This window comes from Massilia agri, assembly GCF_024753255.1.
GTDB classification, from domain to species: Bacteria; Pseudomonadota; Gammaproteobacteria; order Burkholderiales; family Burkholderiaceae_D; genus Telluria; species Telluria agri.
Genome location: NZ_JANUHA010000009.1, coordinates 187403 through 209184 on the forward strand (window position 1 = coordinate 187403; position 21782 = coordinate 209184).

General features: G+C 67.3%; 20 protein-coding genes. 7 read left to right on the forward strand and 13 right to left on the reverse strand.

The genetic code is table 11. The features are described from left to right. Positions 1-47: 47 nt before the first annotated feature. Together NX780_RS14560 and NX780_RS14565 are read right to left on the reverse strand one after the other, a co-directional pair. Positions 48-4283, reverse strand: a complete 4236-nt coding sequence (locus tag NX780_RS14560; RefSeq protein WP_258828591.1) for a hybrid sensor histidine kinase/response regulator — start codon at positions 4281-4283, stop codon at positions 48-50. Positions 4284-4292: 9 nt separating this feature from the next. Continuing rightward, the gene (locus NX780_RS14565) at positions 4293-5438 is read right to left on the reverse strand and encodes a patatin-like phospholipase family protein (RefSeq protein WP_307732860.1); all 1146 of its coding nucleotides are present in this window, start codon (positions 5436-5438) and stop codon (positions 4293-4295) included. A gap of 343 nt (positions 5439-5781) precedes the next feature. On the opposite strand from NX780_RS14565, the gene NX780_RS14570 reads away from it, so the two are divergent. Further along, a complete protein-coding gene (locus NX780_RS14570) occupies positions 5782-7671 on the forward strand; it encodes a CocE/NonD family hydrolase (protein ID WP_258828593.1) in 1890 nt (629 codons plus the stop codon). 24 nt (positions 7672-7695) lie between these two features. Here NX780_RS14570 and NX780_RS14575 read toward each other — a convergent pair whose 3' ends face one another. Continuing rightward, positions 7696-8388: a sigma-70 family RNA polymerase sigma factor gene (locus NX780_RS14575; protein WP_258828594.1), complete on the reverse strand. Its 693-nt coding sequence runs from the start codon at positions 8386-8388 to the stop codon at positions 7696-7698. A gap of 161 nt (positions 8389-8549) precedes the next feature. On the opposite strand from NX780_RS14575, the gene clpP reads away from it, so the two are divergent. After that, entirely contained in the window at positions 8550-9170 is a 621-nt protein-coding gene (gene clpP, locus NX780_RS14580) for an ATP-dependent Clp endopeptidase proteolytic subunit ClpP (RefSeq protein ID WP_258828595.1), read from the forward strand. Here the strand turns inward: clpP and NX780_RS14585 are convergent. Continuing rightward, positions 9167-10081: a LysR family transcriptional regulator gene (locus NX780_RS14585; protein WP_258828596.1), complete on the reverse strand. Its 915-nt coding sequence runs from the start codon at positions 10079-10081 to the stop codon at positions 9167-9169. The genes clpP and NX780_RS14585 overlap by 4 nt on opposite strands. A 106-nt stretch (positions 10082-10187) precedes the next feature. On the opposite strand from NX780_RS14585, the gene NX780_RS14590 reads away from it, so the two are divergent. The 4 genes from NX780_RS14590 (at position 10188) to udk (ending at position 13178) form a co-directional block, all read left to right on the forward strand. Continuing rightward, positions 10188-10634 carry an ester cyclase gene (locus NX780_RS14590; RefSeq protein WP_258828597.1) on the forward strand — a complete coding sequence of 149 codons (447 nt, stop codon included), beginning with the start codon at positions 10188-10190 and terminating at the stop codon, positions 10632-10634. Positions 10635-10652: 18 nt separating this feature from the next. Then, positions 10653-11573, forward strand: a complete 921-nt coding sequence (locus NX780_RS14595; protein ID WP_258828598.1) for an NADP-dependent oxidoreductase — start codon at positions 10653-10655, stop codon at positions 11571-11573. A gap of 19 nt (positions 11574-11592) precedes the next feature. Further along, on the forward strand, positions 11593-12333 hold the full coding sequence (locus NX780_RS14600) for an SDR family oxidoreductase (protein ID WP_258828636.1): 741 nt from the start codon (positions 11593-11595) through the stop codon (positions 12331-12333). Between the two features lie 203 nt (positions 12334-12536). Further along, complete coding sequence (gene udk, locus NX780_RS14605) at positions 12537-13178, forward strand: uridine kinase (protein WP_258828599.1); 642 nt, start codon at positions 12537-12539, stop codon at positions 13176-13178. A 24-nt stretch (positions 13179-13202) separates the two neighbouring features. On the opposite strand, the gene ggt is transcribed toward udk, so the two are convergent. From ggt to NX780_RS14620, 3 genes are all read right to left on the reverse strand, one after another. After that, positions 13203-14975 (reverse strand): gamma-glutamyltransferase, encoded by a 1773-nt coding sequence (gene ggt, locus NX780_RS14610; RefSeq protein WP_258828637.1) that lies wholly within the window; start codon positions 14973-14975, stop codon positions 13203-13205. A 114-nt stretch (positions 14976-15089) separates the two neighbouring features. Beyond that, positions 15090-15848 carry a 3-hydroxyacyl-CoA dehydrogenase gene (locus tag NX780_RS14615; RefSeq protein WP_258828600.1) on the reverse strand — a complete coding sequence of 253 codons (759 nt, stop codon included), beginning with the start codon at positions 15846-15848 and terminating at the stop codon, positions 15090-15092. A 111-nt stretch (positions 15849-15959) separates the two neighbouring features. Next, positions 15960-16571 carry a hypothetical protein gene (locus tag NX780_RS14620; RefSeq protein ID WP_258828601.1) on the reverse strand — a complete coding sequence of 204 codons (612 nt, stop codon included), beginning with the start codon at positions 16569-16571 and terminating at the stop codon, positions 15960-15962. Positions 16572-16734: 163 nt separating this feature from the next. Here NX780_RS14620 and NX780_RS14625 point away from each other — a divergent pair, with 163 nt between their 5' ends. Beyond that, positions 16735-17247, forward strand: a complete 513-nt coding sequence (locus NX780_RS14625; protein ID WP_258828602.1) for a DsbA family protein — start codon at positions 16735-16737, stop codon at positions 17245-17247. A gap of 168 nt (positions 17248-17415) precedes the next feature. Here the strand turns inward: NX780_RS14625 and adk are convergent, their stop codons facing one another. The 6 genes from adk to NX780_RS14655 form a co-directional block, all read right to left on the reverse strand. Continuing rightward, on the reverse strand, positions 17416-18072 hold the full coding sequence (gene adk, locus NX780_RS14630) for an adenylate kinase (protein WP_258828603.1): 657 nt from the start codon (positions 18070-18072) through the stop codon (positions 17416-17418). Positions 18073-18254: 182 nt separating this feature from the next. Further along, on the reverse strand, positions 18255-19007 hold the full coding sequence (gene kdsB / locus NX780_RS14635; RefSeq protein ID WP_258828604.1) for a 3-deoxy-manno-octulosonate cytidylyltransferase: 753 nt from the start codon (positions 19005-19007) through the stop codon (positions 18255-18257). Next, positions 19004-19174 (reverse strand): Trm112 family protein, encoded by a 171-nt coding sequence (locus tag NX780_RS14640; RefSeq protein ID WP_081926130.1) that lies wholly within the window; start codon positions 19172-19174, stop codon positions 19004-19006. Before NX780_RS14640 ends, kdsB begins: the two co-directional genes overlap by 4 nt. After that, positions 19155-20183: a tetraacyldisaccharide 4'-kinase gene (gene lpxK / locus NX780_RS14645; protein WP_258828605.1), complete on the reverse strand. Its 1029-nt coding sequence runs from the start codon at positions 20181-20183 to the stop codon at positions 19155-19157. The genes NX780_RS14640 and lpxK overlap by 20 nt, the downstream gene beginning before the upstream one ends. A gap of 37 nt (positions 20184-20220) precedes the next feature. Then, the gene (locus tag NX780_RS14650; RefSeq protein WP_258828638.1) at positions 20221-20661 is read right to left on the reverse strand and encodes an ExbD/TolR family protein; all 441 of its coding nucleotides are present in this window, start codon (positions 20659-20661) and stop codon (positions 20221-20223) included. Next, a complete protein-coding gene (locus tag NX780_RS14655; RefSeq protein ID WP_258828606.1) occupies positions 20661-21269 on the reverse strand; it encodes a MotA/TolQ/ExbB proton channel family protein in 609 nt (202 codons plus the stop codon). Before NX780_RS14655 ends, NX780_RS14650 begins: the two co-directional genes overlap by 1 nt. Positions 21270-21782: the final 513 nt, after the last annotated feature.

Sequence of the window (21782 nt, forward strand, 5' to 3'; positions counted from 1 at the left end):
GTATCGATCATGACGGCATTATAGTGGGCCGGCAGCCGGCCCGGCGCTCAGGCGTGCTGGAACTCGGCCAGGCGAAGTCCCAGGCGCACGCCGCCCGCCACCAGGGCCTCGATATCGCCCGCGTCGGCGGCTGCCTCCAGCTCGGCGCACAGCGCTTCCAGCGCCTTTTCACCCAGGTGGGCGGCGCTGCCGCGCAGGCCGTGCAGCACCCTGCCCGCCTCGCTCATGTCGCCGGCCGCGATCGCCGCATCGAGTTCGGCCCGGCGCCGCGGCAGGTCGGCGGCGAAGGCCGCGCGCAGGCGGCTGCGCAGGTCGTCGGCGCGGCGGCCCGCATTCGATTCCAGCGCCTCACGCTCCGGCGCGACGCCAAACATGGCGTCCAGCGCCGCCATCGGCGAATTCGGGGCCGGCGGCATGGGCGGCAGGTCCACGCCGCGCGCCAGCTGGCGCTCGATGGCGCGCGAGACCTGCGCGTGCAGCGCGCACTCGTCGATCGGCTTGGTGAGAAAAGCGTCCATGCCGCAGGCCAGGTAGCGTGCGCGGTCTTCCTCGCTGGCGTTGGCCGTCAGGGCCACGATCATCACGTGCGCGTCCGTGACCTGCGCATCCGGCGTGCCGCCCGCGCGGATGATGCGGGTCGCGGTGGCGCCGTCCATCTCGGGCATGCGCCCGTCCATCAGCACCAGGTCGTAGCGGGTGCGGGCGCAGGCCGCCACCGCCTGGAGGCCGTTGTCGGCGATGTCGACCCCGTGGCCCATTTCCTCGATCATGGTGCGCGCGATGATCTGGTTGGTCGGGAAGTCCTCGGCGCACAGGATGCGCAGGCGGTGCGTGTGCGGCACGCGCGGCGCGATCTCCACCTGCGGCGGTTCTGCGCCGTCGGCCAGCGGCAGCAGCACGCTGAAGGTGCTGCCCTTGCCCGCCACGCTGTTGACGCCGATCGAACCGCCCATCAGGGTCACCAGCTGGCGGCAGATGGCCAGGCCCAGGCCGGTGCCGCCGTAGCGGCGCGTGGTGCCGGCATCGGCCTGCTCGAACTTCTGGAACAGGCGCGGCAGCGCTTCCGGCGCGATGCCGATGCCGGTGTCGCGCACGGTGAAGCGCACCATGTTCCAGCCCTCCCCGCGCACCTGGTCGTCGTCGCGGCGCTCCACCTGCACGCTGATGCTGCCCGAGGTCGTGAACTTGAAGGCATTGCCGACCAGGTTCACCAGCACCTGGCGCAGCCGGGTCGGGTCACCCTCCACGAAACGCGGCACGCCTGCCCCCAGCTTGACCTCGAAGCCGACGCTCTTGCCCGCCGCCTGCTCCTCGAACAGGCTGGCCACGCCGCGGATCGCCGCGTGCAGGTCGAAGTCGATGTTCTCGATACTGAGCTTGCCCGCCTCGATCTTGGAAAAATCGAGCAGGTCGTTGATGATCGCCAGCAGGGCCTGGGCATTGGCCTGGCCGAGTCCAATCTGTTCGCGCGTGCTGTCGCGCAGCGCCGGGTCGCGCAGCGCGAAGCCCAGCATGCCGATCACGCCGGCCAGCGGGGTGCGCATCTCGTGGCTCATATTCGCCAGGAACTCGGACTTCTGGCGGGTGGCGTCCTCGGCGCGCTGCTTGGCCTGGCGCAGGAATTCCTCGTTCTCCTGCAGCGCGCGGTAGGCGCGCGCCAGTTCGTTGGACTGCTGGCGCACCCGCCCTTCCTGGTCGCGCAGCTCCTCGGTCTGGCGCTCCAGCACGCGGTTCTGGCGCTCGACCTCCTCGGTACGGGCGCTGACCTGCAGCGCCAGCTGCTCCTTCTGTTTGCGCAGGCCGGACAGGCGCAGGCGCACCCCGCCATAGGCCAGGGCCAGCAGCAGCGCCAGCACGGCCGCGCGGAACCAGGGCGTGCCCCAGGGCGGCGGCTCGATCGTGATCGCCAGCGCCGCCACCTGCTCGCTCCAGACGCCATCCTTGTTGGCGGCGCGCACCCGGAACACATAGGTGCCGGGATCGAGGTTGGTATAGGTGGCGAAGCGTTTTCCCGCGTCGGCCTGCACCCAGTGCTCGTCGAAGCCGTCCAGGCGGTAGGCGAAGCGGTTGCGCTCCGGCGCGGCGAAGTGCAGCGCCGAGAATTCGAGCGAGAATACCGAGGCGCTGGGCGGCAGCGTGATCGATTCCGCATGCTCGATCGGCCCCTTGAGCAGGCCGGGCAGCGCCTGCTCGACCGGCTGGTTGAAGATCGCCATGCCCGTGATCACGGGACGCGGCGCCACCCGGTTGTCGCGGATCGCGCGCGGATCGAACGCCGTGATGCCGTTGAAACCGCCGAAGTACAGGGTGCCGTCGCTTGTTCGCAAGGCGGCCCCGTCGAAGAAGGCGCCCTCGGTGATGCCGTCGGCCGCCGTATAGCTGCGCCAGCGCCCGCTCTCCGGGTCGAAGCTGGACAGCCCGCTGCTGGTGCTGATCCACAGGCGGCCGTCCGCATCTTCCAGGATCGCAGCCACCGCGTCGTCGACCAGGCCGTGCTGGGTGGTGTAGCGCACGAACGAAACCGATCCGTCCTTCGCCGTCACCATGCGGTTCAGGCCCACGGCCGTGCCGACCCAGATGTCGCCGCGGCTGTCCTCGAACAGGTGGTGCACCTCGTCGTGGCTCAGGCTGGCCGCATCGAAGGGATCGTGGCGGAAATGGCGGAAGCGGCCGCTGGCGCGGTACATCAGGTCCAGGCCGTCGAAGGTGCCGATCCACATCCGGCCGCGCCGGTCCTGCAGGATCGGACGCACGATGTCGTCGGCCAGGCTGGCCGACCTGGCCGGGTCGTGGCGGTGGCTCTCGACCTGGCGCGTTTCGGGATCGAGCCGGTGCAGTCCGCCACGGGTGGCGATCCAGATGTAGCCATCGTTCCCCGCCAGCATGCCGCGCACATTGTTGGCGTCGGCGTCGCCAGGCAGGCGCAGGCGCGAGAAGCGGCGCGTGGCGGCGTCGAAGGCCGTGACGCCGTTGCGGCTGCCGATCCAGAGCCGGCCCTGCCGGTCGCGCGCCAGCGCGGCGGCGGGGACGTCGATGATGCTGTTCGGGTTGTCCGGCTCGTGGCGGTAGACCGTGGTCTTGCCGGTGGCGGGGTCGACGTGGTTCAGCGCCGTGCCGGTGCCGACCCAGATCTTGCCGGTGCCCTCATCGGCGAGCAGCGCGCGCGCCTTGTTGTCGGCCAGGGTGTCGAGCGCCTCGCCGCGCCGCACGATGCGGGCGAAGCCGCCGCTGCCGAGATCCACGCGCGACACGCCCGCATACCAGGTGCCGACCCAGAAGGTGCCGAGGCGGTCGCGGTACAGCGCCGAGACCTGGTTGTCGCCCAGGCTGTGGCGGTCGGTCACCGCGTGGCGATGGCTGTCGAAGCTGTCCTCGCGGCCGCGCCAGCGCAGGAGGCCGTCGTCGTGGGTGCCGACCCAGATCTCGCCGGCGGCGTCGCGGTACAGGGCCGTGATCCACCACTGTCCGATGCCGTCCGCGGGGCCGAAGCGGCGCACCGCGCCCGCCCTGGGGCCGCGCAGTTCATGCCGTTCCAGGCCGCCCAGGCGGCCCACCCACAGGCGCTGTTCGCCGTCGACCATCAGGGCATGCACGGGATTCTGGCGCGGGCCCAGGCGGGAAGGATGGTGCTCGATGCGCTCGCGCTTCGGCCCCAGGCTGTCCAGGCCCCCGCCGGTGCCGATCCACAGGCGCCCCGCCGCGTCCATCGCGAGCGCGTTGACGTTGTCGTCGCTGAGCGAGCGCTCGTCGCCGCGCGCGTGGTGCCAGGTGGTGAAGCGGCGCAGCACCGTGTCGAAGTGCTGCAGGCCGTCGTTGGTGCCGATCCACAGCCCGTCCTCGCCGTCGCCGACGATGGCGTTGATGTGGCGGTTGCCGTTGCCGCGCCGCGAAGTCTCCTCGGGCGTGAACTGGGTGAACGACTGGGTGATCGGATCGAAGAGGTTGAGCCCTCCGTCGGTGCCCAGCCACAGGCGGCCGTGGCGGTCCAGGTGCAGCACCCGCACCCAGTTGTTCGACAGCGCGCGCGGCTTGCCGGGCACCGCGCGGTAGTTGATGACGCGGTAGCCGTCGAAGCGCGACAGGCCGCTCTGGGTGCCGAACCACATGAAGCCGTCGCGGTCCTGGACCACGGCCAGCACCGATTCCTGGGCCATGCCGTCGCCCACCGACAGGTGCTCGAAGCGCAGGGTCGGGCGCGGCGCCGAGGCCAGTGCCGCGGCGCTCAGGACCAGCAGCGTCACGAGCAACAGCGGGCCGGCGAGGAGTCGGATCAGGGTGCGCATCGGCTCGGCCTACTCCGGGAAAAAGGCGAGCACGTCGTCGCGCCGGGCCAGGGTATCGTGTTCGCCGAGGCGGATCAGCTCGCGCGTGTAGCTGCCTTCGAACAGCAGGTAGGAGGCCAGCGCCGAGCCGCGCGACTCCAGCGCCCCGATCCCGCCCAGCAGGGTGCGCACCGGCGCCGGCAGGCTATGGACGTGGCGCGCGGCGATGTCGTCCAGGCGCTCGGAGGGCGCGATCACCAGCAGTTCCACGCGCTTGAGCGGCAGGTAGCCGCGTGCTTCCGGCGCGACGCGCTCGAGGGTCTGGTTGATGCGCTGCAGGCGCTCGATGTCGGCCGCCAGGCTGTCCAGGAAAATCGAGGACAGCGCATGTCCGCCGATCTGCGCCAGGCTCGGGTAGCCGCTGTCCGGGCTGGGGTCGAGCGCCGGCTCGGACATGCGCCCCGCTCCCACCACCAGCACCCGGCTCGCGCCCAGGTGGATGGCCGGCGCGATCGGCGCCAACTGCCGCATCGAGCCGTCGCCGCAGTATTCGCGCCGCCCGGCGAGATACAGCGGCACGGCCGGGAAGATGAAGGGAATGGCGCTCGAGGCCAGCAGGTGCTCGACGCTGATCTGGGTCGCCAGCGCCAGGCGCTGGTGGCGGATCCAGGGCGCGATCTCGCGCGCGGCCTGGTAGAAGGTGATGTGCTGGCCGCTGCTGTACGAGGACGCGGTGATCGCCAGCGCGTCCAGCACGCCGTCGGCCAGCGCCGCATCCAGGCGCGGCAGGTCGAGCGCGCGGTGCAGCAGGCCGGCCAGCGGGGTGTTATCCAGCAGCGACTGCGGCGGCGACGCGTGCCACTTGCGCAGCAGCCAGCCGAAGGACAGGAGCGAGAGCCAGCGCGCGCCCGACCGCAGCACGGCCAGCGAATCGGCGCGGTAGACCTGGTGGGCGGCGACGCCTTCCCAGACACCCAGCAGGCCTCGCACGGCGCTTGAAAAATCGTCGGCGCGGCAGGCCAGCGCGGTGGCGTTCAGGGCGCCGGCCGAGGTGCCGCAGATGATGTGGAAGGGAGAACGCAGCGCCGGACGGCCGGCGTCCGCGAGGATGCGGGCGATGGCATGCATCACGCCGGCCTGATAGGCGGCGCGCGCTCCACCGCCTGTGAGGACCAGGCCTGTTTTCTCGTTGCTGTCCACCTGCCAAGGGTAGCAAAAAACGGGTATCCCTTGGGAAATTAATGCTGAACACCAAGCGAAGAGTTGGATTTCGCCGACGTTGCCTCCCGCCATCCGCCCGACGACCATCGTGCGACTTCCTCCAATCCACCCCTGGGTGTCAGGTCTGACATTTAGACACGAGCTGAGCTTTAAGCAAGGGCTAGCGCAGAGGCCGTGTCCGAATGTCAGACCTGACACCGCAGTTGCACTGCATACGGCAATCACCTATATTTCATATTCAGCATATTTTTCTAAATATGAAAATACGACGGATGTGATTGCCCAACCGGAGACGCCCATGACCGATCTTGCCCGACTCATGCCGCACACTTGCATCGCCTTTGCTCTCGCAGCCACGCTGGGCGGGATCGCGTCCCCGGCCGCCGCGCAGGAGGCAGCCCTCGAGACGGCAAGGACCCGCCCCGCGCAATGGACGGTCAGCGACGTCATGATCCCCATGCGCGACGGCGTGAAGTTGCGCACGAAAATCTTCGTGCCGGCCAATCCGAAGGCGGCGCTGCCCATCCTGTTCCTGCGCACGCCCTATGGCATCGACGATTCGGCCCAGGCGATCGAAAGCCGCTACAAGGAACTGGCCGAGGATGGCTACATCTTCGCCTTCCAGGACATCCGCGGCAAATTCGGATCGGAAGGCGACTTCGTGATGCTGCGTCCCGCGCGCAAGGCGGGCGACACCAGGAGTCTCGACGAAGGCACCGATGCCTGGGACAGCATCGCGTGGATGCTGAAGAATGTCCCTGCGAATAACGGCCGGGTCGGCATGCTGGGCAACTCCTACCTGGGCTGGACGTCCGTCATGGCCTCGCTCGAACCCCACCCTGCCCTGAAGGCGATCGCGCCCATGGCCTCGCCCGCCGACATGTGGCTGGGCGACGACTTCTACCACAACGGCGCTTTCCGCCTGAGCTACGGCTTCGAGTACGCCTACATGATGGAGGCCGGCAAAGGCAACGCCCAGTTCGCCTTCGACCGCTACGACACCTACACCTGGTACCTCGGACTCGGTTCGCTCGCCAACGTGAACCGCGACATCTTCCGGAACAGGATCGCGACCTGGAACGATTTCACGGCCCACCCGGACTACGACGCCTTCTGGCAGCGGCGCGCCTTCGCCATCGACACGGCGGAGCTCAAGGTGCCTACCTTGAACGTTGCCGGGTGGTGGGACCAGGAGGATTTCTACGGCCCGATGAAGATCTACGAGACGCTCGAACAGCGCGACAAGCGCGGCCTGAACTACCTCGTGGTGGGGCCCTGGAAGCATGGCGGCGCGCGGGTCGGGCCGGGCGACGCGCTGGGCGCGATCGGGTTCGACAGCGCGACGGCAAAATACTATCGCGAGCGGATCGAGATCCCCTGGTTCGCCTACCACCTGAAGGGCCAGGGCAAGCCCGACCTGCCGGAGGCGCTGACCTTCGAAGCAGGCAGCAACCGGTGGCGGCGGTGGGACACCTGGCCCCCGAAGACCGGCGTCGAGCAGCGCAAGCTGTATTTCGGCGCAGGCCGCTCGCTGTCGTTCTCGGCGCCGAAGGGCGATGGCGAAGGTTTCGACAGTTATGTGTCCGACCCGGCCCATCCGGTACCCTATCGGCACCGCCCGATCCAGGCCACCTATTTCCCCGGCGGCTCGGCCTGGTCGACCTGGCTGGTCGAGGACCAGCGCTTCGTCGACGGCCGTCCGGACGTGCTCACATGGGAAAGCGCGCCGCTGGAGGCCGACCTCACCATCGCCGGCAAGGTCACGGCGAAGCTGTTCGCCTCGACCACCGGCAGCGACGCCGACTGGATCGTCAAGCTGATCGACGTCTATCCCGAACACGTGTCAGGCAACTGGCCGATGTCGGGCTACCAGCTGATGGTCTCCAGCGAAGTCTTCCGCGGGCGCTACCGCCAGGGCTTCGAGCAGCCCGCGGCGATTCAAGCCGGCGCCGTGCTGCCCTACCCGTTCAGCCTGCACACGCAGAACTACACCTTCCGCAAGGGCCACCGCCTGATGGTGCAGGTGCAGAGCAGCTGGTTCCCGCTCATCGACCGCAATCCGCAGACCTTCGTACCCAACATCTTCTCGGCGAAAGACAGCGACTTCCGGCCGGCGACGCACCGCATCTACCGGTCAGCAAGGTATCCGTCGCATGTCACGATCCCGGTGGTGACGCCCATGCAATGAAACGCGCACAGCCCGGGCTGTCGGCTAGGCACACGCGGCAACGCAATACATTGCATCGTTCGCGCAGGGACCGCGGCCGGCGAGCATGCCTGGTGATTCACGCACCATCATCGGCTGCTCGTCAAGCAGCAGCGTGACCAGGGCCGGCACGTCCAGGCCGTTGATCGCCGCCTGGAAGCGGCGCACCAGTTCGCGGCACAGCCTTTCCTCGCGCGCGGTGTCTTCCCTTTCCTCCCGCAGCCGCCGGCGCGCGCGGGCAAGGTGCTGGCGCGCGTTCGCCGCCCCGGTCCCGAGCACGGCGGCGATGTCCGCGTGGCTGCAATCGAACACTTCGTGCAGCACCAGCGCCAGGCGTTCGGACGGCGTCAGGCGGGCCAGCAGGCGTGCAAACGCTTCCCCGGCGTCGGCCTCCCGCAGCAAGCCTTCTTCCGGCAGGGCCGGCGCGGTGTCAAGCTGGAGTTCGCGGGCGAGCTGCGCCGCCAGCGCCTCGCGCGCGCGCCTGCGCAGCAGGTCGATCGAGCGTCGCTGCACGACCGTGGTCAGCCATGCCGCCGGCGTCATCAACGCCTTGCGCTCGGCACGCTGCCACTTCAGGAAGCAGTCCTGCACGATGTCCTCGGCCTCCGCCTCGCTGCCGACGATGCGGCGGCTGATGGCTGTCAGGCGTGGGCGCAGCTGTTCGAACAGCGCGCCGTCCGGGTCGGCGGTCGATGGCATCACGGGTCTCCTCATGCGGTGGTGGTGCCACTTGACGCTCGGCGGCGGCCGGATGTGACAGGTCCGGAAAAAATTTTTTCTCGCGTCACATCCGGGAGGCGGCATGCGTCAAGCGGGCAGGAATCGCTTCCGTGGTTCCACTCTAGCGCGAAAGGACGGACATGACAGCACATTCTTCCCTGGGCCTGGTGCCCACCGTGATCGAACAGACGGGCCGCGGCGAGCGCGCCTTCGACATCTACTCGCGCCTGCTGAAGGAACGCGTGATCTTCCTGGTCGGCGAAGTGACGGAGCAGTCGGCCAACCTGATCGTCGCCCAGCTGCTCTTCCTCGAGTCCGAAAATCCCGAGAAGGACATCGCCCTCTACATCAATTCGCCCGGCGGCTCGGTCTACGCCGGCATGGCGGTCTACGACACCATGCAGTTCGTCAAGCCGGACGTCTCCACCCTGTGCACGGGCTTCGCGGCCAGCATGGGCTCCTTCCTGCTGGCCGCTGGCGCAATCGGCAAGCGCTATGCCCTGCCGAACGCTCGCATCATGATCCACCAGCCCCACGGCGGCTCGCAGGGCGTGGCCAGCGACATCGAGATCCAGGCGCGCGAGGTCCTGTACCAGCGGCATCGCCTGAACACGATCCTGGCCGAGCGCACCGGCCAGGCGCTTTCCCGGATCGAGAAGGATTCGGATCGCGACAATTACATGTCGGCCGCCCAGGCCACGGAATACGGGCTGATCGACCGTGTGCTGGCCGAGCGCGAGGCTGGCTGGGCGGCGCCCTAGCGGAACCCGGCGGCAATCCGATCGACGGCCTCGCGCAGCCAGCGCTGCGACGGTTTTTCGTCATTGCGCCGGTGCCAGATCTGATGGAAGGCGACCTCCGGCAAGGGTACCGGCGGCGGGAACATGATCAACTCGGCCGCCTGCGCGGAGTACAGGGCGACGCGCCGCAACAGCGTCGCCGCCATGTCCGCTTCGCGCAGCAGCGCGGGAACCGCGAACATGTGCGGCATCGTCACCTGGACGCGCCGCTGCAGGCCGTGGTCGGCGAGCGCCTGGTCGACGACGCCGTAGCGGCTCCCCTCCGGAGAGACAAGAACGTGGCGCATCGCCAGGTAGGCGTCCAGGTCGAGTTTGCGGCGCGCCTGCACGGCGTCCCTGCGCACCAGCGTCACGAATTCGTCACGCAGGATCGGGCGGCTCAGGATGCGACTCTCCTGCACAGTCGGCGCAACCCCGATCGCGAGGTCGATCTTGCCGGCATCGAGCAGTTCCACGGCTTCATCGCGTCCGGAGAACGCGCGTACATCCACGCCCACGCCCGGCGCCTCGCGCGCCACCACGCCCAGCAGCGACGGCAAGAGGATGAATGCCGGATAGTCGGACAGGCCGAGTCCGAAACGCAGCACTGCCGTGCCGGGATCGAAGCGCTCCGGCGGCGCGAACACCGACTCGAACTCGCGCAGGGCACGCGCAACCGGTTCCGCCATCTCGTAGGCGCGTGGCGTCGGCAGCAAGCCGGCGGCGCTGCGCTGGAACAGCCTGTCTCCGAACAGCGTCCGCAGGCGTGCCAGGGCCGCGCTCATGGCCGGCTGGCTGACGTTCATGCGGACAGCGGCGCGCGTCACGTTGCGCTCCTGCATGAGCGCGTCGAAAGCCGCCAACAGGTTCAGGTCCACGCCATAAAAATCCATGATTCGTATATTGGTGTATCAGCTCTATTTGTTGGATAGATTTTACCGCGTCTCCATAATCCTCTCCAGGCGCCGACCTCCGGCGCTATTCGAGAAAGGACAGGAGATGATTTCGAATGCGGTGACCCAGGATGACAGCCGCCTGGCCAGGGAGCGCCATGCGGTGCAGCGCCTGTACGACGCCTTCAGCCTGCACGACCCCGACCTGATCGACGAGGCCGTCACACCGGACTGGGACGACATTCCACTGGCGCCGGGCCAGGCGCCCGGCCCGGCCGGCATGAAGCCGATCATCCGCAGCGTCATCGCCGCGTTCCCCGACGTCCGGATCGTCGTCCATGACATGGTCCAGGCGCCCGGCAGGATCGCCGTGCGCGGCGAGATCACCGGCACCCACGAGGGCGAGCTGTTCGGCATCGCGCCGACCGGCAAGGCGGTGCGCTTCCGCATCCATGAATTCCACGCGCTCGACGGCGGGCGCATCACCACGACCTGGCACATGGAGGACTGGTACGGCCTGTTCCTCCAGCTCGGCCGGTTTCCGGCAATCTGATTTCACGAGGAGCCCTCCATGCAAGCAGCTTTGATTCGACATTTCGGCGCCGATGCCGCCGTGCAGATCGCATCCCTCCCCCCGCTCGTTCCTGCCGAGGGCGAGGTCCTCGTGCGCATCGAGGCGGCCGGGGTCAATCCGCTGGACATCAAGATGATCGGCGGCCACATGCAGGCGGTCTTCCCGGCCCGGCTTCCCTACATTCCCGGCACCGACTTCGCCGGCAGGGTGGAGGCGACGGGACCGGGTGAGCATGGCGTCAAGGTGGGCCAGCGCGTCGTGGGGCGCCGGGACCCGGTCGACGGCGGGGCATTCGCCGAATACGTGCTGGCGCCAGCCGACGCACTGGTCGCCATTCCCGACGCGATGAGCTTCGAACAGGCCGCGGCCCTGCCGACCGGATTCGGCACGGCGCGCCAGGCGCTGTTCGATACGGGCCGCCTCCAGCGCGGCCAGCGCGTGCTGGTGCACGCCGGCGCCGGAGGTGTAGGCAGCTTCGCGGTCCAGCTGGCCAAGGACGCCGGCGCGCACGTGACGGCGACCGCCTCGGCCCGCAACCTCGCGCTGTTGCGCGACCTCGGCGCCGACGAGGCCATCGATTACGTCAACGACGACTTCACGCGCCTGCCGGCCTTCGACCTCGTGCTCGACACGGTCGGTGGCGACACCGCCATGCGTTCCTGGGATGTGCTGCGCGAAGGCGGGATGGTGGCGACCCTGGTCGACTTCGCCATCTCCGCGCCTCCCGGCCGCCACGGCGCCTTCGTGTTCTTCGCCCAGGCGACGGCCGCGCTGCGCGAGGCGGTCGAGCTGTTCGGCAAGGGCGAGCTCGCCATCCTCATCGATTCGCTCCACCCGCTCGATCAGGCCGGCAAGGCGCTCGACAAGGTCGCCTCCGGCCATGCGCGCGGCAAGGTCGTCATCCGGACCGCACGCTGAGGGAGGCCAGACAATGAACATGCACACCCACACCGGCAGGACCGCCATCGTCACGGGCGGTTCGCGCGGCATCGGCCGTGAAATCGCCCTTCGCCTGGCCGCCCAGGGATGCGATGTCGTGGTCAACTATCACGGACGCGAAGACCTGGCCGAGGCTGTCGTGCGCGCGGTCGAAGCCCGTGGCCGCAGGGCCATCGCCGTGCGCGGCGACGTGGCCGACGAGGCCGAGGCGGAAGCGCTGTTCCGTGCGGCGCTGGATGCCTTCGGCAGGATCGATGTCGTCGTCAGCAACGCCGGCATCATGAAGAACGTCCCGATCGCGGACGGCGCTCTGGCCGACTTCGACGCCATCATGCGCACCAATGCCCGCGGCGCCTTCATCGTCCTGTCCAAGGCCGGCAACCATCTCGGAGAGGGCGGGCGCATCATCGCCCTGTCGTCCAGCGTGATCGCCAGGTCCACGCCGGGCTACGGCCCCTACATCGCGTCCAAGGCAGCGGTCGAGGGACTGGTCCGCGTCATGGCGAACGAGTTGCGCGGCCGCGGCATCTGCGTGAATGCGGTCGCGCCGGGGCCGGTCGGAACCGAGCTGTTCCTGGAAGGGAAAAGCGCGGAGCAGATCGCCGCGCTGGCGAGGATGGCGCCGCTCGAGCGCCTCGGAACGCCTGCCGACATCGCCTCCATCGTCGCCTTCCTGGCCGGCCCCGAAGGCGCCTGGGTGAATGCGCAGGTGGTCCGCGTCAACGGTGGATTCGCCTGATTCCCGTCTTGATATCAGGCTCGGCAGGCCGCAGCCCGGCAGCGGGACGACATCGGTATCGGCCGCGTGGCGATTGCGGTCGGCATAGGCCAGGCGCCTGGAGGCCCGAACGTCACGCAACTTCTGGCAAAACCCTTGCATTTTTGAAAAGCGCGATCGAGCCGGCCCTGTCGGTTCGGCCGCCGCTCCGGTATCATGCGGGGATGAATCAGATTTCCAATTCCCCGTTTGTCATTGGCGTCGCCGGCGGTAGCGGCAGTGGCAAGTCAACGGTGACCCAGCAGGTGCTGGCTTCCTTCGGCGCCGAGATGGTCTCGGTCGTGATGCAGGACGACTACTACCGCGACCAGTCCGACCTCAGCCCGGAAGTGCGCCGCAAGCAGAACTACGACCACCCGCAGGCCTTCGACTGGCCGCTGCTGGTCGAGCACGTCCGCGCCCTGCGCAATGGCGAGACGATCGCCATGCCGGTCTACGATTTCACGATCGACAACCGCTCCGACAAGACGATCGCCGTCAAACCGGCGCCGGTCATCGTCATCGAAGGCCTGTTCGCCCTGTATGACGCGGACCTGCGCAAGATGATGTCGCTGAAGATCTTCGTCGACACCGCCCCCGACGTGCGCTTCATCCGCCGCATGCAGCGGGATATCGCCGAACGCGGGCGCACGACGGAAAGCATCGTCAACCAGTACCTGGAAACGGTGCGTCCGATGCACAAGCAGTTCATCGAGCCGACCAAGCGCCACGCCGACGTCATCCTGCCGCACGGCGCGAATGGCCCGGCGGTCGATGTCATCACCACCAAGGTCGCGAGCGTGATCGGCCAGCTCAAGCGCTCCTGAACCGGCCACTTCCCAACGGGGGCTTCAGTCCCCCTTGGCAATCCCTTCACGCCGCGGATCCGCCCCGCCATACCACAGCGGCACCCCATGCACCTCGATGCGCTGGATGCCGTGCAGCCCGGAGGTCTGCTCGCCCAGCCTCACCTTGTGCCCGCGCGAGCTCAACGCTTCGATGGTGGTGGACGGGAAGCGCCCCACTTCCAGCTCGGTCGGACCGTTGCGGCTGCCGAAGTTCGGCAGCGAGATCGCCTGCTGCACGTTCAGGCCCCAGTCGAGAGTCCCGACCAGCACCTTGGCCACGTAGTTGATGATCGCCGGACCGCCCGGCGAGCCGACGGCCAGCACCAGCTTGCCGGTCTTGCGGTCGAACACGATGGTCGGCGACATCGCGCTGCGCGGCCGCTTGTTCGCCTGGACGCGGTTGGCGACCGGCCCGTCAGCGTCGCGCGAGGAGAAGGAGAAGTCGGTGAGCTGGTTGTTCAGGATGAAGCCGTTCACGAACTGGCGCGAGCCGAAGGCGTCTTCGATGGTCGTGGTCATGGCCAGGCCCATGCCGTAGCCGTCGACCACCGACACGTGCGAAGTCGACGGGGTTTCGATGGCGTTGTCCGTGCCCCAGGCGACGTCCATGCCGGGCGGTTTGCCGGCCGGCGCTTCGCCCATCGAGCGCGTTCCGACGAGTTTCGCGCGCTGGGCCAGGTAGCCCTTGTCGATCAGGCTCGGCAGGCCGCGGCCCGGCAGCGGGACGAAGTCGGTGTCGGCCGCGTAGCGGTTGCGGTCGGCGTAGGCCAGGCGCCCCACTTCGCTGAACACGTGCAGCGCGTCCGGGCCCGGCACGCCGGCTTTCGGGGCCAGGGCGCGCATGTCGAAGGTCTCGAACATGCCCAGCATCTGCGCCACCGCGATGCCGCCCGAGGACGGCGGCGGCATGCCGCACACGGTCCAGGCGCGGTAATCGCTGCACACGGGCGTGCGCACCTTGGGACGGTAGTTCGCGATATCTTGAGCACTGAGCAGGCCCGGATTGGTCGGATGGCCCTGCACCTTGGCCGCGATGTCGCGTGCGATGTGGCCTTTATAAAAGGCGTCGGCGCCGTCCTCGGCGATCTCGCGCAGGGTCCTGGCCAGCGCGGGATTCTTCAGGATGTGGCCGACCGGCCAGGGCTTGCCGCCATTGCCGTAGAAGTAGGCGGCCGCTTCCTTGTCCTTGCGCAGGTGGACGTCGCCCGTGAGCAGCGCGTTCAGGCGCGGGCTGACCGCGAAGCCCTCTTCCGACAACTTGATGGCCGGCGCGAACAGCGCCTTCCATGGCAGCTTGCCATGCTCCTTGTGCGCCAGCTCGAGCATGCGCAGCACGCCCGGCGCGCCGGTCGAGCGGCCGCCGACGATGCCCTCGGTACGCGAGAGCGGCGTGCCGTCGGGACGCTCGAACAGGTGCTCGTCCGCCTTCGAGGGCGCGGTCTCGCGGCCATCGAAGGCCTGCGTGCGCTTGCCGTCGTAGTGGACGAGGAAGGCGCCGCCGCCGATGCCGGAGGATTGCGGTTCGACCAGGGTCAGGACCATCTGGGTGGCGATGGCCGCGTCGATCGCGCTGCCGCCCTGCTTCAGGATCCGGTAGCCGGCTTCCACCGCCAGCGGATTGGCCGCGGCCACCATGTAGTTCTTCGCAGGCCAGCCCGCTTTTTCGGTGTAGCCGGTGGCGGCTTCGGGAGCGGCCTGGCGGGTGTCCTGGGCCAGCACTTGCGGCGTGGCGGCGAATGCCAGCGCCAGGGCCAGCACGGCCTGGCGCGGTGTCATGTTCTTCAAAATCGTTTCCTTAAAAAGCAAAGGGCGCGCGGTGTGCGCCGCGCGCCCGTCATCTGTCAATCGTACAACAATTGAGAGATGGCTTCAGGATCGTTCCACTAAGCCTTATTTCGGCTGCATGCGGATCGCGCCGTCGAGGCGGATGGTTTCGCCGTTCAGCATGACGTTCTCGATGATGGCCTTGGCCAGGTGCGCGTATTCCTTCGGCATGCCGAGGCGCGGCGGGAACGGGACCATCTTGCCCAGCGAGTCACGCACTTCCTGCGGCATGCCCATCAGCATCGGGGTCTCGAAGATGCCGGGGGCGATCGTCATCACGCGGATGCCGCTGCGCGCCAGGTCGCGCGCCATCGGCAGGGTCATGCCGGCCACGGCCGCTTTCGAGGAACCGTAGGCCGCCTGGCCGATCTGGCCGTCGAAGGCCGCCACCGAGGCGGTGTTGATGATGATGCCGCGCTCGCCGTATTCGCCGGCTTCCAGCTTGCCCATGGCGTCGGCCGCCAGGCGGCACATATTGAAGGTACCGACCAGGTTGATGTTCACGGCGCGCTGGAAGGCATCCAGCGGGTGCGGGCCGTCCTTGCCGACGGTCTTGACGGCAGGCGCCACGCCGGCGCAGTTGACCAGGCCGCGGAGCGTGCCCAGTTTCAGGGCCGCGTCGACGACCGCCTGGCCATCGGCCTCTTGAGTGACGTCGCACTTGACGAACTGGCCACCCAGTTCCGCCGCCAGGGCCGCGCCTGCCTCCGCCTGCACGTCGGCGATGACGACCTTGCCGCCCGCCTCGGTGATCATGCGCGCCGTGGCTGCTCCAAGGCCCGACGCGCCACCGGTCACGATGAACACATTGTTCTGAATTTGCATTGGTTTTCCCTTATAAAAGTTCTTTGTCCCGCTTCACGTTTACGTAAACGTCAAACAGCGGCATTGTAGCGAACTTTTGGCAAGAAAAACCATGCCGGGCGTTCACCCGGCTCAAAGACACTGGATCGTGGTGCCGTTGCTCGTGCAGGGACGACCGCTGCTGCTGGTGCCGGGCCCGCCGCCCGGCGGGATGTTATAGGTCGCGCCATTGGCGCCGGTACAGGCGCCGCCCACGCAGCCGAGCACCTGGGTGCTTTGTGGACCCACCGGGGCCGGGGCCACGCCCGACTCCACCTCTACCCTTGGCCTGGGCTGTGGCGCGGCGATGCGCGGCGTGCTCTCGATGCGCTGCTCCACAGCGCGGCGCTTGGCCTGCGGCGGCTTATTGGCCTGCTGCCGGCCTTCCTGGCGCGCCGGACGGGCATTTTCCTGCTGCTGGGGCTTGGCGCTTTGCGGCGCCGGGCGGGCCGATGGGTCGGACTCGATCGGCTTGCTGGTCGGCGGCTGGCCTGCGCGTTCTTCCTGGGCCTGCGGGCTCGCTTCGCCTCCGGCCTGGGTGCTGGAGCTCGCCGGCGGCGCCTGCGGGTTCAACACCGGGCCGTAGCTGGCGCTGTCGTCGACCGGCTTGCTGGCCGGCGGCCGCGGCGAGGTCTGGGTCTGAGCCAGCGCGCTCGCCGTACCGAGGGCGAACAGCACGGCAATCATGGAATGGATGGGACGCATGGTGCACCTCGATCGCTTCGAATAGTGGACAGGCCATTATCTGCCCGCATGGGCCGCTTCGGCGCACAGAAACAAATGCTCACATGATTGTTGGACGGTAACGGGCGGCGCACCCTGGACGGCGCATGCGAAGATCGGGCCATCCACATTCATGGGAGTACAGATGAGCGATATGCAGATCGTGGAAGGCGACCACGTACGCGGGAATCCCGGCGCCGACATCACCATCATCGAGTACGGCGACTTCCAGTGTCCCTATTGCTCGCGGGCCTACCCCACCCTGGCCGAGCTGCAGCGGCGCCACGGCGAGCGGATCGCGCTGGTGTTCCGTCACCTGCCGCTCGGGATGCATCCGTTTGCGGAAGGCGCGGCCGAGGCGGCGGAAGCGGCCGGAGCCCAGGGCAAGTTCTGGGAAATGCACGACAAATTGTTCGACTACCAGGCGCAGATGTCACCGGGGCAGTTGCCGCTGGTGGCGCAGGAACTGGGACTGGATCGCACGCGCTTCGACGAGGAGCTGGCGACGCGCAAGCACCGCGAGCGGATCCGGGCGCAGGCCGAGGAAGGCAAGGCGGCGGGGGCGAGCGGGACGCCGAGCTTTTTCATCAATGGGGAGCGGTATCACGGGGATTCGGATCGGGAATCCTTGACCGCGGCGGTCGAGAAATACCTGTAACGCTACGGTGTTGTAGGGTGTTCGGCTCCGCCGAACGCGCGTTCAACGCCCTTATGAACAGCCCTATCGTCCATTCATGAGCTGCCTGAACGCGCGGTCGGCAAAGCCGACCACCCTACGAAAACAAAAACGGCCCCGCAGGGCCGTTTCGTTTGAAGCGCGAATCGCTTATTCCGACAGCGCCGCAAACGCCGCGTCACGCACCTGCTCGACCGGGCCGACGCCCGAGATCTTGCGGTACTTCGGCGCGCCCGGCAGGCCCGACTGGGCCCACTTGTTGTAGTAGCCGAGCAGCACTTCGGTCTGGTTGTGGTAGACCGACAGGCGCTTCAGGACGGTTTCTTCCTTGTCGTCGTCGCGCTGCACCAGCGGTTCGCCGGTGACGTCGTCGATGTCGGCGACCTTCGGCGGGTTGAACTTGGTGTGGTACACGCGGCCCGAGGCCGGGTGGGTGCGGCGGCCCGACATGCGCTCGACGATCAGGTCGTCCGGCACGTCGATTTCCAGCACGTAGTCGATGTTCACGCCGCTGTCCTTCATGGCGTCGGCCTGCGCGATGGTGCGCGGGAAGCCGTCGAACAGGTAGCCGTTGGCGCAATCGGTTTCCTTCAGGCGCTCTTTCACCAGGCCGATGATGATGTCGTCCGACACCAGCTGACCCGCATCCATCACCTTCTTGGCAGCCAGGCCGAGTTCGGTGCCCGCCTTGATCGCTGCGCGCAGCATGTCGCCGGTCGAGATCTGGGGGATGTTGAACTTTTCCTTGATGTAGTTTGCCTGGGTGCCTTTGCCGGCGCCGGGTGCTCCTAACAGAATGAGACGCATGAGTTTCCTAGATTCTTAGAGGATGTTGATAATTTTTATGTTGGCGAACGATCGCGCTTGATGCATATCTGGCTACCTTGACACGAAAGTTACCACAAAAGTCAGCTTTAACGCCAATTTCGGGGCCTTCCACCGGCAACTTTTGATGTACCGCAGACAGGCCGAATTGGCGTCTTGATTGTTCAGGCCGCGTAGTGTTTGCGCACGCGTTCCAGGTCGTCCGGGGTGTCAACGCCACCCGGGGGCGCGCTGTCGGTCACGTGCACGGCGATCGGGACGCCGTGCCACAGCACACGCAATTGTTCCAGCGCCTCGATGGTCTCGAGCGGGGAAGCTTCCAGGGCCGGATAGGCCTGGAGGAAGGCGTTGCTGTAGGCATACAGGCCGATGTGGCGCAGGGGCGCGTAGCCGGCCGGGAGCGAGTCCTGGCTGGCCATGAAGGCGTCGCGGTGCCACGGGATGGTGGCGCGCGAGAAATACAGCGCGCGGCCCGCCTTGTCGAGCACGACCTTGACGATGTTCGGGTTGAACACCTCGGCCACCTCGTAAATCGGATGCGCGCAGGTCGCCATCGGCACGCCTTGCTGGACGAGGGCGGCGCAGGCGGCCAGCAGGCCCGGCTCGATCAGCGGCTCGTCGCCCTGCAGGTTGACCACCACCTCGTCAAGCGGCAGGCCCAGGGTCTGCGCCACTTCGGCGATGCGGTCGGTGCCCGAAGGATGGTCGGCACGCGTCATGCAGGCTTCGATGCCATGAAGAGCGCAGGCTTCCAGGATGCCCGGCGCGTCGGTCGCCACGATGATGCGGCTGGCGCCCGATTCGCGTGCGCGCTCGGCCACGCGCACGACCATGGGCTTGCCGCCCAGGTCGGCCAGCGGCTTGTTCGGCAGGCGGGTCGAGGCCAGCCGCGCCGGGATAATGACCGTAAAGCTCATACCGGCTCGATCTTGCGCGCCTGGTCGGCCCACATGATCGGGATCCCGTCGCGGATCGGGTATGCCAGGCGGTCCGGGCGGCAGGTCAGTTCCTGCGCTTTTTTATCGTATTCGAGCGGGCCCTTGCACAGCGGGCAGACCAGGATATCAAGCAGTCGAGCGTCCACGACATTTCTCCACGATTTGTTCGGCCAGCGCGGCATCGATCCGCGCCGTCACGGGCACGACCCACAAGCGCGGGTCGTCCTTCAGGTTATCAAGTTGCCGACATTTTACTGCATCCTTCTCCGTGATCAGGATGACATCGGCGTCGACATGGTCGAACGGCCGGTCGCGAAAGTCGTGGTGGTCGGGCAGCGGCAGCTCCTGGACCGTCAAACCGGCGGCGCGCAGCATGGCGAAGAAGCGGCCCGGGTTGCCGATGCCGGCCGCCGCGACGATGCGCTTGCCCTGCAATTGCGCCAGGGGCATGCCCTCGCCCGGACGGCTCAAGGGTTCGGCCTTATCCCCGGCAAGCGCCATGCGGAAAGGCTGGCCGCCCACCGCGCGTGCCAGCGCGGGCGTGATCTCGGGGGCGTTGACGACCGTGAAATCGCGGCGGCGCGAGGGCGCTTCGCGCAGCGGTCCGGCCGGCAACAGCCAGCCATTGCCGACGCCGCGGCCGTCGAACAGGACGATCTCGACGTCGCGGGCCAGCGCATAGTGCTGCAGGCCGTCGTCGGTGATCAGGACATCGACCTCGGGATGGGCCGCCAGCAGCGCCCTGCCCGCCTCCGCGCGCTTGCGGCCGACCACGACCGGGCAGCCGGCGCGGGCGGCGATCAGGAGGGGTTCGTCGCCGACGTCGCCTGGCGCGGATTGGGGCGTCACTTCACGCGGGCAGGCCTCTGCCCCTCCATGTCCGCGCGAGATCACGCCGGGACGCAGGCCGGCCGCGCGCAGCCTTTCCGCCAGCCAGATGGTCAAGGGCGTCTTGCCGGTGCCGCCAATAAAAATATTGCCGACCACGATGACGGGCACTGGCAGGCGCTCGCTTTGCTTGATGCCGCTGCGGTAGAGCAGCGTGCGCAGGCCAGCCAGCAGGCGGAACAGCAGGGACAGCGGCAGCAGCGCGAGCGCCAGCGGGCCGCGGCGCAGCCAGGCGCGCGTGAGAAGCGATTCGAGATTGGAAGCCATGCGAAAAAGCGCGCAGCGCCGGGGCGCTGCCGCGATATTATTTCTGGCCGCCGGTCTGGGCGGCGAAGGTCAGCTTGTCGTAGCCGGCCACGCGCGCCGCTTCCAGCACATTGATGACCATCTGGTGCATCGCGAACTGGTCGGCGTTGACGATGACGACCGGGTCCGTCGCGGGCTGGCCGTTCGGGCCGCTGCGGGCGGCATTCCTGAGGTCTTCGGCCAGGCCGGCGACGCTGTGGAAGGCCACCGGCACATTGTTCACCGTGTAGTTGCCCTTGGCGTCGATGGTGACGTTGATCTCGAAGGGGCGCTCCTGCACCTTCTCGGCGTCGGCTGTCGGCAGGGTGATCTGCAGCTCGGTGAACTTGCTGTAGGTGGTCGACACCATCAGGAAGATGAGGACCACCAGCAGCACGTCGATGAAGGGGATCAGGTTGATCTCCGGCTCCTCGCGCTGGCGGTCGCGGCGGAAGTTCATCATTTGCGGGTCCCGTGGACGACGTCGACGAATTTCACGGCCTGCAGTTCCATCTCGACGATGAAGCTGTCGACCAGGGCGCGGAAGTGGCGGTAGAAGACCAGGGCCGGCATGGCGATGGCCAGGCCGAAGCCGGTGTTATACAGGGCCACCGAGATGCCGTGCGCGAGCTGGGCCGGGTTGCTGCCGCCGGTCGGGCTTTGCGCGCCGAAGATCTCGATCATGCCGACCACGGTGCCGAACAGGCCCATCAGCGGCGCGAGCGAGGCGATGGTGCCGAGCGTGGTCAGGAAGCGTTCCAGGCCGTGGGCGACGCCGCGGCCCGCTTCCTCGATGGATTCCTTCATGACGTCGCGCGGCGCGTCGACATTGCGCAGGGCAGCGGCCAGCACGGTGCCGAGCGGGGAATTCTGTTCGAGCTTGTCGACCACGTCCGGCGTGACCTTGCCGGCGCGGTAGACGCGGATCACTTCATCCAGCAATTGCTTCGGGAGGATCTTCTCGCGGCGCAGGTAGATCAGGCGTTCCACGATCAGGGCGACAGCGACGATCGAGGCGATCAGCAAGAGCCAGATAGGCCAGCCTGCAGCTTGGAAAATGGCGAGCAAGAGAAACTCCTGATGGGTAAGAAATCAATTCGCCAATGTAACAAGTTGCCAGCAGTGCGGCAAGTGCAGTCCAAGACGGTTCTGCACAACTTCTGTGGATAAAAATGTGCGCAAGGCCCTCTGCGGGATCAAAGCGCCTTGATTTCAAAGGGAATTTTCGACGTGCGCAAGAAAACGGCACATGTCAGATGAGCTGGCCTCCAGCTCATCCGTGTTTTCCCGGACGTTTTGATCCAGCTCAACAATCCCCACTTACGAACAAATTCTGTGGACAAAATTGTGCGCAATGGCCTTAAGCGAAACTTAAGTCTTTGATTTAACTAGATAAATTTCTTCGGCGCAAAAAATAGGCAGTGTTGCATCCGCATCAGGACGGCCCGCCTGTGTGCGGTTCCTCACATTTTTTGTGGACAAAAATGTGAGCAAGGGCACATTGGAACATTTAAGTCATTGATCTGAAACAGAAAAGACTCAATGCACAAAATTTCATCACTCAGCCATATAGCAGGTGTT

Coding starts and splice junctions, on each gene's coding strand:
- NX780_RS14595 (WP_258828598.1), top strand. CDS start 10,653: ATGCAAGCAGCTTTGATTCGACATTTCGGCGCCGATGCCGCCGTGCAG.
- NX780_RS14570 (WP_258828593.1), top strand. CDS start 5,782: ATGACCGATCTTGCCCGACTCATGCCGCACACTTGCATCGCCTTTGCT.
- NX780_RS14625 (WP_258828602.1), top strand. CDS start 16,735: ATGAGCGATATGCAGATCGTGGAAGGCGACCACGTACGCGGGAATCCC.
- kdsB (WP_258828604.1), bottom strand. CDS start 19,007: ATGAGCTTTACGGTCATTATCCCGGCGCGGCTGGCCTCGACCCGCCTG.
- NX780_RS14650 (WP_258828638.1), bottom strand. CDS start 20,661: ATGAACTTCCGCCGCGACCGCCAGCGCGAGGAGCCGGAGATCAACCTG.
- NX780_RS14575 (WP_258828594.1), bottom strand. CDS start 8,388: ATGCCATCGACCGCCGACCCGGACGGCGCGCTGTTCGAACAGCTGCGC.
- lpxK (WP_258828605.1), bottom strand. CDS start 20,183: ATGGCTTCCAATCTCGAATCGCTTCTCACGCGCGCCTGGCTGCGCCGC.
- NX780_RS14620 (WP_258828601.1), bottom strand. CDS start 16,571: ATGCGTCCCATCCATTCCATGATTGCCGTGCTGTTCGCCCTCGGTACG.
- NX780_RS14585 (WP_258828596.1), bottom strand. CDS start 10,081: ATGGATTTTTATGGCGTGGACCTGAACCTGTTGGCGGCTTTCGACGCG.
- NX780_RS14560 (WP_258828591.1), bottom strand. CDS start 4,283: ATGCGCACCCTGATCCGACTCCTCGCCGGCCCGCTGTTGCTCGTGACG.
- NX780_RS14590 (WP_258828597.1), top strand. CDS start 10,188: ATGATTTCGAATGCGGTGACCCAGGATGACAGCCGCCTGGCCAGGGAG.
- ggt (WP_258828637.1), bottom strand. CDS start 14,975: ATGACACCGCGCCAGGCCGTGCTGGCCCTGGCGCTGGCATTCGCCGCC.
- adk (WP_258828603.1), bottom strand. CDS start 18,072: ATGCGTCTCATTCTGTTAGGAGCACCCGGCGCCGGCAAAGGCACCCAG.
- NX780_RS14600 (WP_258828636.1), top strand. CDS start 11,593: ATGCACACCCACACCGGCAGGACCGCCATCGTCACGGGCGGTTCGCGC.
- udk (WP_258828599.1), top strand. CDS start 12,537: ATGAATCAGATTTCCAATTCCCCGTTTGTCATTGGCGTCGCCGGCGGT.
- clpP (WP_258828595.1), top strand. CDS start 8,550: ATGACAGCACATTCTTCCCTGGGCCTGGTGCCCACCGTGATCGAACAG.
- NX780_RS14615 (WP_258828600.1), bottom strand. CDS start 15,848: ATGCAAATTCAGAACAATGTGTTCATCGTGACCGGTGGCGCGTCGGGC.